Origin of the sequence: Rhodococcus sp. Eu-32, assembly GCF_003336925.1 — a bacterium.
Classification (GTDB): domain Bacteria; phylum Actinomycetota; class Actinomycetes; order Mycobacteriales; family Mycobacteriaceae; genus Rhodococcoides; species Rhodococcoides kyotonensis_B.
The window spans coordinates 494,987-512,406 of sequence record NZ_QGNK01000001.1; the positions used below are offsets into that span (position 1 = coordinate 494,987).

Below are 17,420 nucleotides of genomic sequence, written 5' to 3' on the forward strand. Positions count from 1 at the left end.
CGTTCCGAGTCTGCAGTACGGATGCATCACAGGAATGGGGTTACACACCATGGCACATGCCATCGAAGTCGAAGATCTAGTACTGGAGTACGGGAAGAACACCGCGCTCGCCGGGATCAGCTTCACCGTCCCCGAGGGCACCGTCCTCGGCGTACTCGGTCCCAACGGGGCCGGAAAGACGACGGCCGTTCGTATTCTCGCGACCTTGCTGAAGGCGACGTCGGGCACCGCGCGCGTCCACGGCGTCGACGTGGGTGAGCACCCGAACGAGGTCCGCAAGACGATCGGACTCACGGGCCAGTTCGCTGCCGTCGACGAATATCTGACGGGTTACGAGAATCTCGAGATGGTCGGGCGGCTGTTCGGTCTGAAGAAGGCCGAGGCACGTCGCCGCGCCAACGAACTACTCGAACGGTTCGATCTCGAATACGCACGCGACCGGACTGCGAAGCAGTATTCGGGCGGTATGCGTCGTCGACTCGACATCGCGGCCAGTCTCATCGGGCGGCCGAAGGTCGTGTTTCTCGACGAGCCCACCACGGGCCTCGACCCGCGCAGCCGAATTGCCATGTGGGAGTTCATCGCCGACCTCGTCAAGGACGGCACCACCATTCTGCTGACCACGCAGTACCTCGAAGAAGCGGACCGGTTGGCCGACTCGATCATCGTGCTCGACAAAGGATCGATCATCGCCAGGGGCACGGCCGATCAGCTCAAGGAACAGGTCGGCGGCGAACGGCTCGAATTCGTGCTCATCGACCCGGCCGACCGCGAGCGCGCCGAGCAGATCCTGACGCCGATCGGCGTCGACACTCCGGTGTACGACGAGCAGGCGCGTCGCCTCGCCGTCTCCGTGGGCGACGGCGCCGACGACCTGACCACCGCTCTCGTTCAGCTGAAGGACGCCGGAGTCAAGGTGGTGGACGTCGGATTGCGACGGCCCAATCTCGACGACGTGTTTCTCACGCTCACCGGCCATGTCACCGAGGCCGACGCACCCGTGGAGGAAGCGAAATGACCGTCGCACACGATTCGCTGATAGTCACCAAGCGAAACCTGATCAAGCTCAAGCGGGTTCCCGACCTGCTGTTCTTCGCGACGCTGTCGCCCATCATGTTCGTGCTGCTGTTCGCGTACGTCTTCGGCAGTGCCATCGACGTTCCCGGGGTCGACTACAAGAGCTTCCTCATGGGCGGCATCTTCGTACAGACCATGATCTTCGGGGCATCGATCACCGGATCGTCGCTCGCGGAGGATCTGCAGAAGGGCGTCATGGACCGGTTCCGATCGCTCCCGATGGCCAGGTCGGCCGTCGTGATCGGTCGGACGGCAGCCGACGTCGGCAACAACATCGTGACCATCACGATCATGTCGATCACCGGACTCATCGTCGGGTGGCGCATCACGTCGTCGTTCTTCGAAGCAGTCGCCGGGTACGTTCTGCTGCTGTTGTTCGCGTACTCGATCTCGTGGGTCATGGCCTTCGTCGGATTGACGGTGCGGTCGCCGGAGATCTTCAACAACGCGTCGTTCATCGTGATCTTCCCGCTGACGTTCATCGCCAACACGTTCGTGCCGATCGACGGTTTCCCGACGGTCCTGAAGACGATCGCGGAGTGGAATCCGATCTCGGCCGTCACCCAGGCGGTGCGTGAACTGTTCGGAAACACCAATCCCATGGTTCCGCCGCCGGATGTCTGGCCGCTGCAGAACCCGGTGCTGTACACGTTGATCTGGGTCGTGCTGTTCCTGGTGATCTTCGTGCCGTTGTCGGTGCGCAAGTACGAGCGGACCCTGACCGCCTGATCTCGTACCTCATTCGGTGGCAAGGGTTTCCGCCAGGAAGTCGAGAGTCTCCGTCCACGCCCGTCGCTGGCCTTTGGCCGTGCCGGCGGGCGTGCCTCCGGACACGATGAAGTTGTTGCGGTCCACGGTCGTCGGCGTTGCCGGCGGCCGGAGGAAATGGCCCGCGTTCGGCAACACGAGAAGTCGGTCGGTGTCACGATGGCGTCGCGCAATCAGCGCTCGCGCCATCCGATCCGCCGGATACGACGCGTCCGCGACGCCCGCGATCGCGAGCATCGGCGCGTCGATCTTCTCCACCGGAATGACGGCCCGCGCGACGGCCTCGTCGTCGCGCAGGCCTGCGGAGTAGGCGGGTCGCAATGACAGCGCGCGCGACGTCGGCGACGGCGAGAACAGCCGTCCGACGGTCCTCTTCACGATCTGCCCGACGAGTCTCTCGGCGCGAATCGGCATGTACGGCAACGGTTCACCCGCCTCGGTCAGCGACGACGCCCGCGGCGGCGGCCCGGTGTCGGACAGCGCTTGAAGAACGACGTGTGTCGGCGCGAGCGCGACGACCGAGCGCACGGTCAGCTCGGGTGTGCGGGCAAGGGTGGACAAGGCAACGGAGGCGCCCACCGACGCGGCGTGCAGCGCGATGCGGTCGGCGTCGACGCGTTCGTGCGACGCGAAGGCCGCGATCCCGGCAGCCACCGCTTCGATCGGAATGGACTCGAAGCCGTCGGGCAGCCCGGGTTCTCCCATGTAGGACAGGACGGCGCTGACGTAACCGTGCGACGCGAGCAATGCCGCGGTCGGCGTCGAGGGTCGGGCGCCCATCGTGCCGGGCAGCAGCAGAACTCCCGCGGTGACGTCCTCGCTCGTGTCCGGCAGGTAGACACGCAGACGCCACCCCTTGCCGGCGTGGTCCTCGCGCACGACGTCGTCGCCCCAGCTGCGACGGATCGTCGTGCTCGACGATCCTTCGTGAGCGTGTACGGAGACGCGGTAGTCGAGGCCTGCTTCGGAGCCGACGAACGTCACCGGTGCGACGCCTTCGTCGACGAACTGCATGTTCCACCACGGGCGGTCCGGGTCGGCCATCTTCAGTCGCCCGTCGGCGTCGATATCGTAGTCCTGATGGGACACCCAGTGGTGACCGTCGTCGTCGACGGTGGCGACGTCGAGGTGGACCGGCAGACCCGGTCGGACGCCGTGAACACGAAAGACCGTGGGGCTGTCGATGGGCCCGGAAACCGGGTCCACCTGCAGTGATACGGGCTCCATCGGTCAAGTGTGCGCCGCGTCTCGCGCCGGTGTCGGCCGTATAACGCAAAAAGCCCCACCCTGGCGGGTGGGGCTTTCGGCTGGAGCGGGCTTACTCGTGGTATGGCTCCGCGCTGAGCAGCGTGACCTTCATGGTCTTGCCGTTGGGCAGGGTGTACTCACGGGTGTCACCGACCTTCGCGTCGATGAGGGCACCGCCGAGGGGCGAGCTGGGGGAGTAGACCTCCAGCTTGCCGTTGCGTGCACCTTCTTCGCGCGTGGCGATGAGGAACGTTTCGGTATCGGACTCGTCGCCGTCGTAGTAGACCTTCACGACGGATCCGGGCAGCGCGACGCCGGACTGGGTAGGTGCTTCACCGACCTTGGCGGAGTTCAACAGCTCCTGCAGCTGGCGAATGCGAGCTTCCTGCTGGCCCTGCTCCTCGCGCGCAGCGTGGTATCCGCCGTTCTCTTTCAGATCGCCCTCTTCGCGTCGCTCGTTGATCTCGGCGGCGATGACCGGACGATTGGAAATGAGTTGGTCGAGTTCGCTCTTGAGCCTGTCATGTGACTCCTGGGTGAGCCAGGTCACCTGCGTCTCGGTCATCTCGATCACTCCCTTGTAAGTCGAAGCCGCAGCGGGCTTCTGGTGTGCCTGCGGACGGACGCGCGAGCGCTGACGAACGCATCGATCCACGAGGCTCTTGTCTCTCGGAGTCCCCCCGGATCGGTCCGCTCAATCGACCGTCAATGCAGCAATACACGGCCCCAGTGCGGAACCGTGTACGGGTAGATGTTACCACGAGCAGGCGTTCGGTCAGCTTCCGCGTAAATATTGCGGAACATTCAGACTGCACCCGTAGACATCGCCGACGGCCGGTGGTTGCGACGTCTTGACCTCGGAGACCACCTCGACCTCGCGGTCCGCCGATCCCGGAACGAGTACCTCGCGTCGGCCCGTCTCGGATCCGTCACGAGACCTGGCGCGGACGATGCAGACGGCTTCCTGATCGGGGTGGGCACGCGTGACGCTGAAGCGAATCGACACCGTTTCGTCGTCGAGCAGATCGAATGCCAGCGCGGTTCCTTCGACGTCCTTGACGGAGAAACGCTGGTAGGCGACGAACGCAACCCCGAGTCCGATCACAACCGCGAGCGCGATCACGGCCAGCTTGACGCCTCGGCCGATACTGCGGTGCGTCGACCTCGGATACCGGCCTTCGGGGAGCGTGGCAGTCATTCGAGCCTTCGTCGGTGGATCGGATTGTTTCTTCGGCAGCCGGTGCAAGTGTTGTCGGCGTCAGGTGGAACTATAGGGGCAGGTTCCAAGCAGGCGACGCTGAGGTGAGGAAAGAACGTGTCCGGACTACGGCTCATGGCTGTGCACGCCCATCCCGACGACGAGTCGAGCAAGGGCGCGGCGACGATGGCTCGGTACGCGGCCGAGGGAAACGACGTTCTCGTCGTCACGCTGACCGGAGGCGAACGAGGAGACATCCTCAATCCGGCGATGGACATTCCCGGAATCCACGAGCGCATCGAAGAGGTGCGACGCGAGGAGATGGCCGAGGCGGCACGAATCCTCGGCGTGCAGCAGACCTGGCTCGGATTCGTCGACTCGGGACTTCCCGAGGGTGACCCGCTGCCGCCGCTGCCCGAGGGGTGTTTCGCTCTGGTCCCGCTCGAGGAATCCACCGAAGCGCTCGTCAAGGTCGTCCGCGAGTTCAAGCCGCACGTGATGACCACGTACGACGAGAAGGGCGGATACCCGCACCCCGACCACATCCGGTGCCACGAAGTGTCCGTCGCCGCATTCGAGGCGGCGGGTGACCCGGAGAAGTTCCCGGACGCGGGCGAGCCGTGGACGCCGCTCAAGCTCTACTACTCGCACGGCTTCCTGCGTAAGAGGATGCAGCTGTTCCACGACTGGTTCATCGACCGCGGCGAGGAAAGCCCCTTCGTCGATTGGCTGAAGCGGTGGACCACCGATCGCGACGAGATCATGGAACGCATCACCACGCAGGTGACCGTCGGCGACTACTTCGAACAGCGCGACGACGCTCTGCGCGCCCATGCCACGCAGATCGATCCGAACGGTTCGTTCTTCGCCGTGCCGGTCGACGTGCAACGTAAACTGTGGCCTACCGAGGAATACGAACTCGCACGCACCCGCGTGAAGACGTCGATCCCCGAAACCGATTTGTTCGCCGGTATCGATCCCGAGGACGCCTGAGTGATCATCTCCATCTTGGCGCAGCAGCCGACCGGGCCGGAGTTCGGTAAGTCGTCTCCGGTCGGTCTGGTGATCATCGTCGCGCTTCTCGTCGGCACCGCGTTCCTCATCTGGTCGATGAACAAACAGATCAAGAAGCTTCCGGAATCCTTCGAAAAGGACGATCCGGGTGCCGACCGGGAATTCGACGAGGGCACCGACCGCGGTGCCGTCCGAGACACCGACCGGACCGAGACCGAACCTCGCGACAGCTGACGATGCTCGGCGCCAACGCACTCGGGGACTCGACCAGTCCGTACCTGCGGCAGCACGCCGACAATCCGGTGCACTGGCAGCAGTGGTCCGAAGAAGCCCTGGAGTCCGCCCGCGAGCGCGACGTGCCGATCCTGCTGTCCATCGGATACTCCGCATGCCATTGGTGCCACGTCATGGCACACGAGTCGTTCGAGGACGAGGCCACCGCGGCCGTCATGAACGAGCATTTCGTCTGCATCAAGGTCGATCGCGAGGAACGTCCCGACCTCGACGCGGTCTACATGAACGCGACGGTCGCGATGACGGGCCAGGGCGGCTGGCCGATGACCTGCTTCCTGACGCCGGATACCGAGCCGTTCTACTGCGGCACCTACTACCCACCGAAACCACGCGCGGGTAGCCCGTCGTTCACGCAGTTGCTCGAGGCCATCGCCGACACGTGGAGGACGCGTCGTACCGAGGTGTTCGACGCGTCGGCTGCCGTCGTCACGGCCTTGAAGCAGAACTCGGGCGGGCTACCGGCGTCGGATCGACCCGTCGACGCCGACCTGCTCGCCGACGCCGTCGCCGCCGTGCTGCGGGACGAGGACGTCGACCGGGGTGGCTTCGGAGGTGCACCCAAGTTTCCACCGGGACCGTTGCTCGAAGGGCTGCTGCGTCATCACGAACGCACCGGGTCCGAAGAAGCTCTGGCGACGGTGATGCGTACGGCGTCGGCGATGGCTCGTGGCGGGATGTACGACCAGATCGGCGGCGGATTCGCGCGCTACTCGGTCGACGCGGAATGGGTCGTCCCGCACTTCGAGAAGATGCTGTACGACAACGCCTTGCTGCTTCGCTTCTACGGTCATCTCGCCCGCGTCACGGGCGATTCGACGGCCCTGCGCGTCGCCACCGCGACAGCAGGATTCATGCTGCACGAACTACGCACCGACAGTGGTTGTTTCGCATCCGCCCTCGATGCCGACACCGAAGGCGTCGAAGGTCTGACGTACGCGTGGACACCCGAACAGCTCGTCGAGGTCCTCGGGTTCGAGGACGGTGTGTGGGCCGCGGGCCTGTTCGTCGTGGACACCACGGGCACGTTCGAAGCAGGCATGTCGGTGCTGCAGTTGCCGGAGGACCCGGACGACATCGAACGTTTCGACCGTGTCTGCGCAGCGCTGAAGGACGCACGCGACCGTCGTCCTCAGCCGGGACGCGACGACAAGGTCGTCACCGCGTGGAACGGGCTCGCGATCACCGCCCTCGCCGAAGTCGGATCCGGCCTCGGCCGCAGCGACTGGGTCGATGCTGCCGTCGAATGCGCCGAACAGATCTTAGCGACGCACGACGAGAACGGCCGGCTGCGTCGGGCGTCGCTCGGATCCCACGTCGGCGAGGCACCGGGGGTGCTCGAGGACTACGCGAGTCTCGCGGTCGCGGCGCAGACGCTGTTCCAGGCCACCGGGGATCCGGTCTGGTCCGACCGCGCGCGCACCGTGCTCGATACGGCAATCGCTCACTTCGCCGACGCGGACAACCCCGGCAGCTGGTTCGACACCGCCGACGACGCCGAAACTCTCGTCACCCGTCCGCGAGACCCCCTCGACAACGCGACCCCGTCGGGAGCGTCGACGATCACCGAGGCCTTGCTGACGGCCGAGGCGCTGGTACCGCCGTCGGAGTCGGCGCGGTACGGGGAGCTGGCGGCAGCCGGTCTGGCGCGCGCAGCCGTCGTGCTGGGGCGTGCACCGCGATCGGGCGGCCACTGGCTCGCGGTGGCGGAAGCGTCGGTGCGAGGCCCGTTGCAGGTGGCCATCTCTGCCAGCGAGTCCGGCCGTCTGCTCGAGGTGGCGCGCCGGTACGCACCCGGCGGTACGACGATCGTCTCGGGCGTCGTCGATTCGTCGCCTCTGCTCGCCGATCGACCGACCGTCGACGGTCGGGAGGCGGCGTACGTGTGCCGCGGATTCGTGTGCGATCGGCCCGTCACCACCGAAGACGACCTGATCGCCGCCTTGCGACGCTAGAAGACCACGAGCCACACCGCGACGAGGTGGCAGATCGCTGCGAGCACGGTTGCCGCGTGGAAGAACTCGTGGTGCCCGAACGTCGTCGGCCATGGGTTGGGCCATTTGGTGGCGTACAGAACGGCGCCGACGCTGTACAGGACGCCGCCGACGAGAAGCAGTACGAACGGCGCGTAGCCGACGTGCTCGATGAGCGTCGGAGCGACCGGAACGATCGCCCATCCCAGGAGCAGGTAGAGCGGAACGCCGACCCACCGGGGCGCATGCGGCCACAGCATCTTGAGCGCGACGCCTCCCAGCGCGCCTGCCCAGACGACGATCAGCAGCGTGCGCCCCGTCGTGGTCGGCAGGCCGAGCACCGCGAACGGGGTGTAACTGCCGGCGATGAACAGAAAGATCATCGAATGGTCGGCCCGCTTCATCCATATGCGATGTGTCGGGTTGTCCCAGTGCACGCGGTGGTACGTGGCGCTCACACCGAACACACCGCAGACCGTCGTCGCGTAGACCGCGGTTGCGATGCCGGCGCTCACCGAGACCAGCGTGAACGCGAGGGTGACCAGCACGACTCCGGATACGACCGCGAATCCGAACGCATACAGGTGAATCCAGCCCCGCATACGCGGCTTGACCGGCAGTTCGTCGATTCCGAACATCGTCATCGGCGTGACCTCCTCACGTGCCCGAACCTACGCAACCGTAGGTTCGCTGCTCACTGTACCGGCGTGTAGTTCGACCGTGTCGGCGTAAGGTTGTCCCCCGTGGTGATGTGGCAGTGGTGATGTCTCGGTGAAGATTCTCCCGACCAAGGTGCGCAGCGTCCTCTACAACGTGTACGAGCGACGTCTGTTGACTCAGCTCGACGGTGTGGCGCATCCGCGTCACGTCGCCGTGATGTGCGACGGCAACCGCCGCTGGGCACGTGAGAACGGCTTCACCGACGTCGCACACGGACATCGGATGGGCGCGCTGAAGATCGCCGAGATGCTCGGTTGGTGCGACGCGGCAGGTATCGAGATGGCCACCATCTATCTACTCTCCACCGAAAATCTGCGACGTGATCCCGACGAGCTCGATTCTCTGCTCGAGATCATCACCGACGTCGTCGAGGAGATCTGTGGTCCGGAACAGAACTGGGGCGTGAAGATAGTCGGCACGCTCGACCTGTTGCCGGCAGCGACGGCACGCCGTCTCAAGGAAGCCGCCGACCTCACCGCAGGTCGGTCCGGAACCCACGTCAACGTCGCCGTCGGCTACGGCGGGCGACAGGAGATCGCCGACGCCGTGCAGTCGCTGATCGGCGAACAGATCTCGGAGGGGGTGTCCGGGGAGGATCTGGTCCAGTCGATCACCGTCGACGCCATCGACTCACACCTGTACACGTCCGGGCAGCCCGATCCGGACCTCGTGATCCGCACGTCGGGGGAGCAGAGGCTGTCGGGTTTCCTGCTCTGGCAGAGCGCGTACTCGGAAATCTGGTTCACCGAGGCCTACTGGCCGGAATTCCGACGCGTCGACTTCCTGCGCGCTCTGCGCGACTACGCCGCGCGGCATCGACGGTTCGGGGTCTAGTCGTGCGCGCGAATGTACAGCCCGCTGTACATTCGCGCGCACGACTACAGCTTGCGGAGCCGCAACCGGTTGATCGTGTGATCGGCGTCCTTACGTAACACCATCGTCGCCCGCGGCCGCGTCGGAAGGATGTTGTCGACGAGGTTCGGCAGGTTGATCGAGTGCCACAGATCCTCGGCGGCGATGCGCGCATGCTCATCGGACAGATTCGCGTAGTGGTGGAAGTGCGCATCCGGATCCGCGAACGACGTCTCACGCAGTGCGAGGAATCGCTTGACGTACCAGGACTCGATGTCCTCGATGCGCGCGTCGACGTAGATGGAGAAGTCGAACAGATCCGACACCATCAGGCGCGGTCCGGTCTGAAGCACGTTCAGCCCCTCGACGATGAGGATGTCGGGCTGCCGAACCATGTGGAGCTGACCCTTGACGATGTCGTACGACACGTGCGAATACACGGGCGCCGCAACCTCTTCCGCACCCGACTTGACCTCGGTGACGAAGCGCAGCAGTTTGCGGCGATCGTAGCTCTCCGGAAAACCCTTGCGGTGCAGGATGCCTCGACGCATGAGTTCGGCCGTCGAATAGAGGAATCCGTCGGTCGTGACGAGGTCGACGCGTGGGTGGTGGTCCCAGCGGGCGAGCAACGCCTGCAGAACACGAGCCGTCGTCGATTTCCCGACGGCGACGCTTCCGGCGACGCCGATGACGAACGGCACCTGCCGATCCGGGTGCTTCTCGCCGAGGAACGTGGCCGTCGCGGCGAACAATCGCTGACGCGCAGCGACCTGGAGATGAATGAGCCTGGCAAGCGGCAGATAGACCTCGGCCACTTCCTCCAGGTCGATCTGCTCACCGAGACCACGCAGGCCGACGAGTTCTTCCTCGGTGAGCACCAACGGCGTCGACTGGCGGAGCGTCCGCCACTGCTTGCGGTCGAACTCGACGTACGGGCTGGATTCGCTCACTGCTCGTGAGCCTTTCGAGTACCGGAAAGTACGCAAAAGGCGCACGAGGGTCTTCCCATGTTCTCAGATTGTGCTCGGTGCCACGGCGGCTCGCACGGCCGGGGTGGCTCACCTATCGTCGGATCTCATGAACGCCGATAGTTTTGTTCGTGAATATCTAGTCCTCGGTCTCGGCTTCGATCGACTGGAGGAAGGCTTCGTCGATGCCTACACCGGCGATCCCGAGCTGCGTCGACAGGTCGAGAACGCCCCCGCTCCCGAACCGCGCGCGCTGGCGCGTCGGGCCGCGGAACTGCGAGAAGAACTGCAGGGCACCGAGTTGCCGACGCAGCGGGCCGAATTCATCGACGTGCACCTGCGTGCGCTCGAATGCTCGGGGCGGAAGTTCGCCGGCGACGACATCGGGTTCGTCGACGAGGTGTTCGCCTACTTCGACGTCCGCATCGAGGCGGGCGATCAGGACGAGTACCGCGAGGCGCACCGCCGCATGGACGAGGTCCTGGCCGGTCCGGGCTCGCTCGCCGAGCGTTTGGCCGCGCATCGGGCGAGTGACGTCGTTCCCGCCGACCGCCTACAGGAGTGTGTCGACGCGTTCTCCAGCGCGCTGCGTGACAAGGTCCGCGCCGAGTACACGCTGCCCGAGACCGAGCAGGTCACGTACGAGGTCGTCGGCGACAAGCCCTGGTCGGGCTTCAACTACTACCTCGGCGATTACAAGTCGACCGTCGCGATCAACTCCGACCTCGAGCAACAGATGGCGAACCTGCCGCACCTCATCGCGCACGAGGCGTACCCGGGCCACCACACCGAGCACTGCCGCAAGGAAGCCGGTCTCGTATCGTCGGGCCAGCTCGAGCAGACGCTGTTCCTCGTCAACACCCCGCAGTGCCTGATGGCCGAAGGCCTTGCCGACCTCGCCCTGAAGTCCATCGTCGGACCGGGATGGGGTCTGTGGGCGCAGGAGATCTACGCCGACCTCGGTCTGCGTTTCGACGGCGAGAAAGCCGAGCGACTGGCGAATGCGTCGGGCCAGCTGCTCGGGGTTCGTCAGGACGCTGCCCTGTTGCTGCACGATCAGCACCGAAGCCAGGACGACGTCGCCGCCTACCTGGAGAAATGGTCGCTGGCGTCGCCGAAGCGGGCGCGTCAGAGCCTGAAGTTCCTGTCGTCGCCGCTGTGGAGGGCCTACATCAGCACGTACGTCGAGGGATACAAGCTCCTGGGAAGCTGGCTCGATCAGGGCAAAACGGTCACCGAACGATCCGCCCTGTTCGGACGGCTTCTCGACGAGCCCCTGATTCCGAGCGCGCTGCGAGAGGCGTGAGCCGCATCTTCTAAACTGGGTACGCCAATCCCACTGCGTTCCCCTTGGAGATTCTTGAAATGACCGACGTCAACAACCTGTCGCTGGCCGAACTCGACCCCGAGGTCGCCGAGGCGATGGCGGGCGAACTCGGTCGTCAGCGCGACACCCTGGAGATGATCGCGTCGGAGAACTTCGTTCCCCGCGCAGTTCTGCAGGCCCAGGGCAGCGTTCTGACCAACAAGTACGCCGAGGGCTACCCGGGACGCCGCTATTACGGCGGCTGCGAGCACGTCGACGTCGTCGAGGATCTCGCGCGTAGCCGTGCGAAGGAACTGTTCGGCGCCGAGTTCGCCAACGTTCAGCCGCACGCGGGTGCGCAGGCCAACGCCGCCGTCCTGATGGCGCTGATCAACCCGGGCGACAAGATCCTCGGTCTCGATCTCGCCCACGGCGGCCACCTCACGCACGGCATGAAGCTCAACTTCTCCGGCAAGCTGTACGAGGTCGAGTCCTACGGCGTCAGCAAGGAAGACCACCGCATCGACATGGACGAGCTGCGTAAGCAGGCCGTCCAGTCCAAGCCGCAGGTCATCATCGCAGGCTGGTCGGCCTACCCGCGTCACCAGGACTTCGAGGCGTTCCGTGCGATCGCCGACGAGGTCGGAGCACTGCTGTGGGTCGACATGGCCCACTTCGCCGGCCTGGTTGCCGCCGGACTCCACCCGTCGCCCGTGCCTTACGCCGACGTCGTGTCCTCGACCGTTCACAAGACCCTCGGCGGACCTCGTTCCGGCCTGATCCTCGCCAAGAAGGAATGGGCCAAGAAGATCAACTCGGCCGTGTTCCCGGGCCAGCAGGGCGGCCCGCTCATGCACGCCGTCGCAGCGAAGGCCGTGGCCTTCAAGATCGCGTCGACGCCCGAGTTCAAGGAACGTCAGGAGCGCACACTGCTGGGCGCCTCGCTGGTGGCCGATCGTCTGCTCGCCAAAGACGTCGCCGACAAGGGTGTCTCGGTCCTGACCGGTGGCACCGACGTTCACCTGGCGTTGGTGGACCTGCGTAACAGCGAGCTCGACGGCCAGCAGGCCGAGGATCTGCTGCACGAGGTCGGCATCACCGTCAACCGCAACGCCGTGCCGTTCGACCCGCGCCCGCCGATGGTCACCTCCGGTCTGCGTATCGGAACCGCCGCCCTCGCAACGCGTGGTTTCGGTGAAGCCGAGTTCACCGAGGTCGCCGACATCATCGGCACCGCCCTCGCAACCGGTGAGGCCAGCGATTCGCTGAAGGAACGCGTCGTGAAGCTGGCGCAGAGCAAGCCGCTGTACGACGGCCTCGAGGACTGGGGCCTGTTGGGCTAGACGCCCCGCTTTCCGCATCGATGGGCCGCGGCAACCGGTAGACGGTTGCCGCGGCCCATCGATGTTGTCGGGGGAGGGTCAGATCACGCCGGTCGCGATCATGGCGTCGGCAACCTTGGTGAAGCCGGCGATGTTCGCGCCGAGCGCATAGTCGTAGGGCCGGCCGTACTCGTCGGCGGAGTCGCGGCACCGGTCGAAGATGTCGGACATGATCGACGCCAATCGCTGGTCGGTGTAGTCGAAATGCCACGAGTCGCGCGACGCGTTCTGCTGCATCTCCAGCGCCGACGTCGCCACACCGCCCGCATTCGCTGCCTTGCCGGGTGCGAAACGTACCGAGGCCTTCTCGAAGACCGCGGTTGCGCGAGGCGTCACCGGCATGTTGGCGCCCTCGGCGACGATCGTCGTCCCGCCTCGCACCAGGATCTCGGCGGCTTTGTCGTCGAGCTCGTTCTGCGTTGCACACGGCAATGCGACGTCGCACGCGACGTCCCACACCGAACCGCCCTCGATGACGTGAGCGTTCGGGCGCTGTTCGGTGTATTCCGAAAGTCGCCCGCGCCGAACCTCTTTGATGTCCTTCAGTACGTCGAGGTCGATGCCGTCCTCGTCGACGACGTAGCTGTTCGAGTCGGAACAGGCGACGACGAGGCCGCCGAGTTGCTGGACCTTCTCGATCGCGTAGATCGCGACGTTGCCCGAGCCCGACACCGTGACGCGTTTGCCGTCGAACGAGTCGTTCTCGGCGGCGAGCATGTTCGACACGAAGTAGGCGAGGCCGTATCCCGTTGCCTCCTTGCGGACTTGGGATCCACCCCAGCTCAAGCCCTTGCCCGTCAGCACACCCGATTCGTGCGTGTTGGTGAGTCTCTTGTACTGGCCGAAGAGGTATCCGATCTCGCGTCCTCCGACGCCGATGTCGCCGGCAGGCACGTCGGTGTACTCGCCGATGTGACGGTACAGCTCGGTCATGAAGGACTGGCAGAACCGCAGCACCTCGAAGTCGCTACGCCCCTTCGGATCGAAGTCGGCACCACCCTTGCCTCCGCCGATCGGGAGCCCGGTCAGCGAGTTCTTGAAGATCTGCTCGAAGCCGAGGAACTTGACGATCGACAGATTGACGCTCGGGTGGAAGCGCAGTCCGCCCTTGTAGGGTCCGAGGACGCTGCTGTACTGCACCCGAAAACCGCGGTTGACGTGGACCTGGCCTGCGTCGTCTATCCACGGAACACGGAAGATGATCTGTCGCTCCGGTTCGCACAGCCGCTCGATGAGCGCCGCGTCGGCGTAATCGGGATAGCGCTCCACGATGACGGCGAGCGACTCGAACACCTCGGTGACGGCTTGGTGGAATTCGGGCTCACCTGCGTTGCGGCGGACCACTTCGGCGAGTGCTTTCTCCAGCTTGGCGTTCACGATCGTCTTCCTTTCGTATGTTAGGTAATCCTTTCAAATCAAATGACAGGTATCGAAGTGGGGTAGTTCGGGGCCGACGGGATGGTATGAATGCAGACAGCCGCATTCGCACGACGAATGTGCCCACCGGGCGCCGCGACACCGTCGCGGACTCGCCTGAATTTCGCGCGTTTCGCGCCGTCACAGCAGCTGAAATCGGTTTACGCGTTGTTCATCGACACGCCCTTCGCTCGCCGAGCCAATCGTCGGAATCGCCTGTACCGTCGGCAGTAACAGGCAGCGGGGAAGTTGTCTGTGCGGGAGGTTCTGATACGTGACTGAGCTAGTGAGCGCGAGAGGGCCGGCACCCGGTCCTCGTGTCATCTGACACGTCAGACCGACCGGCCGAGCGACACAGTCCGCGCGGTGCCGCGCGAGACATAGGAGCCCCACGTGACCACTTCACGCTCCGTTTCCGCCCCTCTTCGGACCTTCGTCCTGGATACCTCGGTTCTGTTGTCGGACCCGTGGGCAGTCATCCGGTTCGCCGAGCACAATGTGGTCCTGCCGCTGGTGGTCATCAGCGAGTTGGAGGGAAAGCGCCATCACCACGAACTGGGATGGTTCGCGCGGGAATCCCTACGTATGCTCGACGATCTCCGTGTCGAGCACGGCCGTCTCGATCAGCCGGTTCCGATCGGAAACGACGGCGGCACACTGCAAGTCGAGCTCAATCACACCGATCCGTCGGTGCTTCCCGTGGGATTTCGAACCGATTCCAACGACTCGCGAATCCTCGCCTGCGCACTCAATCTCGCAGCCGAGGGCAAGGACGTCGTGCTGGTCAGCAAGGACATCCCGCTCCGCGTCAAAGCCGGTGCCGTCGGACTTCGTGCCGACGAGTACCACGCGCACGACGTCGTGCCGTCGGGATGGACCGGTATGGCCGAACTGGAGGTGCAGCCCGGCGACATCGATCAGCTGTTCGCCGAGGGTGTCATCGATCTCGACGGTGCGCGAGAGATGCCGTGTCACACCGGAGTTCGTCTGCTCGGTGGTCGTTCGAGCGCGTTGGGGCGCGTCACACCCGACAAGCAGGTTCAGCTCGTCCGCGGTGAACGCGAGGCGTTCGGCCTGCACGGCCGGTCCGCGGAACAGCGTGTGGCGCTCGATCTTCTGCTCGACGAGAGCGTCGGTATCGTCTCGCTCGGCGGCAAGGCCGGTACCGGAAAGTCGGCGCTGGCGCTGACGGCCGGACTCGAAGCGGTCCTGGAGCGTCGCACACATCGGAAAGTCGTTGTGTTCCGGCCTCTCTACGCCGTGGGCGGTCAGGAGTTGGGGTACCTCCCCGGTAGCGAGAGCGAGAAGATGGGTCCGTGGGCCCAGGCGGTCTTCGACACCCTCGACGGCCTCGCGAGCCCCGAGGTGATGGAAGAAGTCATCGCCCGCGGAATGCTGGAAGTGTTGCCGCTCACCCACATTCGAGGACGGTCGCTGCACGATTCGTTCGTGATCGTCGACGAAGCGCAGTCACTCGAACGCAACGTCCTGTTGACGGTGCTGTCGCGACTGGGCAGCGGCTCACGCGTCGTCCTCACGCACGACGTTGCGCAGCGCGACAACCTGCGCGTCGGGCGTCACGACGGCGTCGCCGCGGTCATCGAAAAGCTCAAGGGGCACCCGCTTTTCGCGCACATCACCCTCACGCGCAGTGAGCGTTCGCCGATCGCCGCGCTGGTGACGGAGATGCTGGAAGAATTCGGTCCCGCAGGCGCCTAGCGGCGCCCGTGAGTGGGAATGTATAGCCCTCTATGCATTCCCACTCACGAGGGCACGGAACGCGCCCTTCGCGAATCCTTTCGAGATGTCGGCGACGTCGCCGTAATCGCGCCACACGGCGATCTTGCCGTCGCGCAGTTCGAACGTGCCACAGACCCAGAAATCGACGCGCAGGCGCCGGTAGATGATCGCGTCGGTGCGTTCGGTCAACACGATGTTTCCGTTCGCGGCGATGTTGTGGATCGTGACGTCGAAACCCCAATCTGGTTTCGCGAGCGCCGTCATGTACTTGCCGACGCGGTCGCGTCCCCGCACCTTGGGAAGCCCGACGTTGTGCCAGACGATCCCGTCGTCGAACAGATCGACGGCCGTGTCGACCTTCCGATCCCGTAGTGCGTGCAGCATGGTCTCGACCATTTCGGTGGCCTGCATCGTCTCGGTCATGGCGAATTCCTCCCCCTCGTTTCACGGACGAATCGAGCGTAGACCTGCGCTATCAGCGGCGTTGGGACAATTCACAGACGTCCAGGGCACGACATCTGTCGTCCACCACGAGGCGCTACGGTTGTCGGATGCCTACGAACATGACGGACGGCGACCTGTTGCTCCGGTTGGAGCCCGCCGTGGAAGAGAACCTGCGTCGCCACCTCGACGAAGCCGAGGACTGGCACCCCCACGATTTCGCGCCGTGGGACGAGGGCAAGAACTTCGCGTTCCTCGGTGGTGAGGACTGGTCGCCCGAGCAGTCCCACCTGAGCGACGTCGAGATCCTCTCGGCCACCGTCGGGGTGCTCGTGGCCGACAACCTGCCCGCGTACCACCGCGAGCTGGCTCGGGCACTCACCGGGCTCGGTGCCTGGTGGAAATGGACGGGTCGCTGGACGTCGGAGGAGAACCGTCAGGCGATCGTGCTCCGCGACTACCTGGTTCTGACGCGTGCGGTCGATCCCGTCGCGCTCGAGCGCGTGCGTATGGAGGAGATGACGCGGGGTTACTCCGCGCCGAGCCTGCACGTGCTCGACATCGTCGCGCACTTCGCGATCGACGAGTCCGCCGCGGCGCTGCGCAACACCAACACCGTCGCACTGGGCGGCGACAAGGTGCTCGCGACGATCCTGACGAAGATCGCAGCCGACGACGTCCTGCAGTCGCGCTTCTACGCGAACATCGTCACCGAGGGATTCGGCGTCGTACCGGACCAGACGATGCGCGCTGTCGCGGACCGCATCAACGGCTACGCCATTCCGGTCGTCGACCTGCCCAGTAAGGCGAACAGCACCGAAGCGCTGAAAGAAGCGGGAATCTACGACGACGACCAACAGCGCGAGAAAGTGTTCAAGCCACTGCTCGCGACCTGGAACGTCTTCGGCCGCGACGACCTCGGCGACGAGGGAAAGAAGGCGCGCGACGAGTTGGCGCATCTGGCCTGACGCCGGCCCTGTTACGCATCGATGGCCCGTGGCAACCTGTAGACGGTTGCCACGGGCC

General features: G+C 65.0%; 17 protein-coding genes. 10 read left to right on the forward strand and 7 right to left on the reverse strand.

Going from position 1 to position 17,420, the window contains the following annotated elements; genetic code table 11:
* Positions 1–49 precede the first annotated feature (49 nt).
* Positions 50–1,018: an ATP-binding cassette domain-containing protein gene (locus DK926_RS02460; protein WP_114328343.1), complete on the forward strand. Its 969-nt coding sequence runs from the start codon at positions 50–52 to the stop codon at positions 1,016–1,018.
* On the forward strand, positions 1,015–1,806 hold the full coding sequence (locus DK926_RS02465) for an ABC transporter permease (RefSeq protein ID WP_068427820.1): 792 nt from the start codon (positions 1,015–1,017) through the stop codon (positions 1,804–1,806). Before DK926_RS02460 ends, DK926_RS02465 begins: the two co-directional genes overlap by 4 nt.
* Positions 1,807–1,815: 9 nt before the next feature.
* Here DK926_RS02465 and DK926_RS02470 read toward each other — a convergent pair whose 3' ends face one another.
* The 3 genes from DK926_RS02470 to DK926_RS02480 form a co-directional block, all read right to left on the reverse strand.
* Positions 1,816–3,072, reverse strand: coding sequence for an acyl-CoA thioester hydrolase/BAAT C-terminal domain-containing protein (locus tag DK926_RS02470; RefSeq protein ID WP_114328345.1), 1,257 nt, complete (start codon positions 3,070–3,072; stop codon positions 1,816–1,818).
* A 91-nt stretch (positions 3,073–3,163) separates the two neighbouring features.
* Positions 3,164–3,658 (reverse strand): transcription elongation factor GreA, encoded by a 495-nt coding sequence (gene greA, locus DK926_RS02475; protein WP_068429008.1) that lies wholly within the window; start codon positions 3,656–3,658, stop codon positions 3,164–3,166.
* 210 nt (positions 3,659–3,868) lie between these two features.
* On the reverse strand, positions 3,869–4,291 hold the full coding sequence (locus DK926_RS02480; protein ID WP_068427824.1) for a DUF4307 domain-containing protein: 423 nt from the start codon (positions 4,289–4,291) through the stop codon (positions 3,869–3,871).
* 117 nt (positions 4,292–4,408) lie between these two features.
* On the opposite strand from DK926_RS02480, the gene mca reads away from it, so the two are divergent.
* From mca to DK926_RS02495, 3 genes are read left to right on the forward strand one after another with little or no spacing between them, the layout of a single operon-like run.
* Positions 4,409–5,284, forward strand: a complete 876-nt coding sequence (mca, locus tag DK926_RS02485; protein WP_207890714.1) for a mycothiol conjugate amidase Mca — start codon at positions 4,409–4,411, stop codon at positions 5,282–5,284.
* Entirely contained in the window at positions 5,285–5,539 is a 255-nt protein-coding gene (locus tag DK926_RS02490; protein ID WP_068427830.1) for a hypothetical protein, read from the forward strand.
* Positions 5,540–5,541: 2 nt separating this feature from the next.
* Complete coding sequence (locus DK926_RS02495) at positions 5,542–7,551, forward strand: thioredoxin domain-containing protein (protein ID WP_114328349.1); 2,010 nt, start codon at positions 5,542–5,544, stop codon at positions 7,549–7,551.
* On the opposite strand, the gene DK926_RS02500 is transcribed toward DK926_RS02495, so the two are convergent.
* Positions 7,548–8,213, reverse strand: a complete 666-nt coding sequence (locus tag DK926_RS02500) for a hemolysin III family protein (RefSeq protein WP_114328351.1) — start codon at positions 8,211–8,213, stop codon at positions 7,548–7,550. The two genes, DK926_RS02495 and DK926_RS02500, sit on opposite strands and share 4 nt — an antisense overlap.
* Positions 8,214–8,340: 127 nt before the next feature.
* On the opposite strand from DK926_RS02500, the gene DK926_RS02505 reads away from it, so the two are divergent.
* Positions 8,341–9,123: an isoprenyl transferase gene (locus tag DK926_RS02505; RefSeq protein WP_068427835.1), complete on the forward strand. Its 783-nt coding sequence runs from the start codon at positions 8,341–8,343 to the stop codon at positions 9,121–9,123.
* Positions 9,124–9,167: 44 nt separating this feature from the next.
* Here the strand turns inward: DK926_RS02505 and coaA are convergent, their stop codons facing one another.
* A complete protein-coding gene (coaA, locus tag DK926_RS02510; protein WP_068427837.1) occupies positions 9,168–10,091 on the reverse strand; it encodes a type I pantothenate kinase in 924 nt (307 codons plus the stop codon).
* Positions 10,092–10,218: 127 nt separating this feature from the next.
* On the opposite strand from coaA, the gene DK926_RS02515 reads away from it, so the two are divergent.
* Entirely contained in the window at positions 10,219–11,415 is a 1,197-nt protein-coding gene (locus DK926_RS02515; protein ID WP_114328686.1) for a DUF885 domain-containing protein, read from the forward strand.
* Between the two features lie 59 nt (positions 11,416–11,474).
* Positions 11,475–12,758: a serine hydroxymethyltransferase gene (gene glyA, locus DK926_RS02520; RefSeq protein WP_114328353.1), complete on the forward strand. Its 1,284-nt coding sequence runs from the start codon at positions 11,475–11,477 to the stop codon at positions 12,756–12,758.
* A gap of 78 nt (positions 12,759–12,836) precedes the next feature.
* On the opposite strand, the gene gdhA is transcribed toward glyA, so the two are convergent.
* Complete coding sequence (gene gdhA, locus DK926_RS02525) at positions 12,837–14,174, reverse strand: NADP-specific glutamate dehydrogenase (protein ID WP_114328355.1); 1,338 nt, start codon at positions 14,172–14,174, stop codon at positions 12,837–12,839.
* Between the two features lie 432 nt (positions 14,175–14,606).
* On the opposite strand from gdhA, the gene DK926_RS02535 reads away from it, so the two are divergent.
* Positions 14,607–15,932: a PhoH family protein gene (locus tag DK926_RS02535; RefSeq protein ID WP_068427845.1), complete on the forward strand. Its 1,326-nt coding sequence runs from the start codon at positions 14,607–14,609 to the stop codon at positions 15,930–15,932.
* Positions 15,933–15,962: 30 nt separating this feature from the next.
* Here the strand turns inward: DK926_RS02535 and DK926_RS02540 are convergent, their stop codons facing one another.
* Positions 15,963–16,376 carry a limonene-1,2-epoxide hydrolase family protein gene (locus DK926_RS02540; protein WP_114328358.1) on the reverse strand — a complete coding sequence of 138 codons (414 nt, stop codon included), beginning with the start codon at positions 16,374–16,376 and terminating at the stop codon, positions 15,963–15,965.
* 128 nt (positions 16,377–16,504) lie between these two features.
* Here DK926_RS02540 and DK926_RS02545 point away from each other — a divergent pair, with 128 nt between their 5' ends.
* Positions 16,505–17,362 carry an acyl-ACP desaturase gene (locus DK926_RS02545; protein WP_114328360.1) on the forward strand — a complete coding sequence of 286 codons (858 nt, stop codon included), beginning with the start codon at positions 16,505–16,507 and terminating at the stop codon, positions 17,360–17,362.
* The last annotated feature ends 58 nt before the right edge of the window (positions 17,363–17,420 follow it).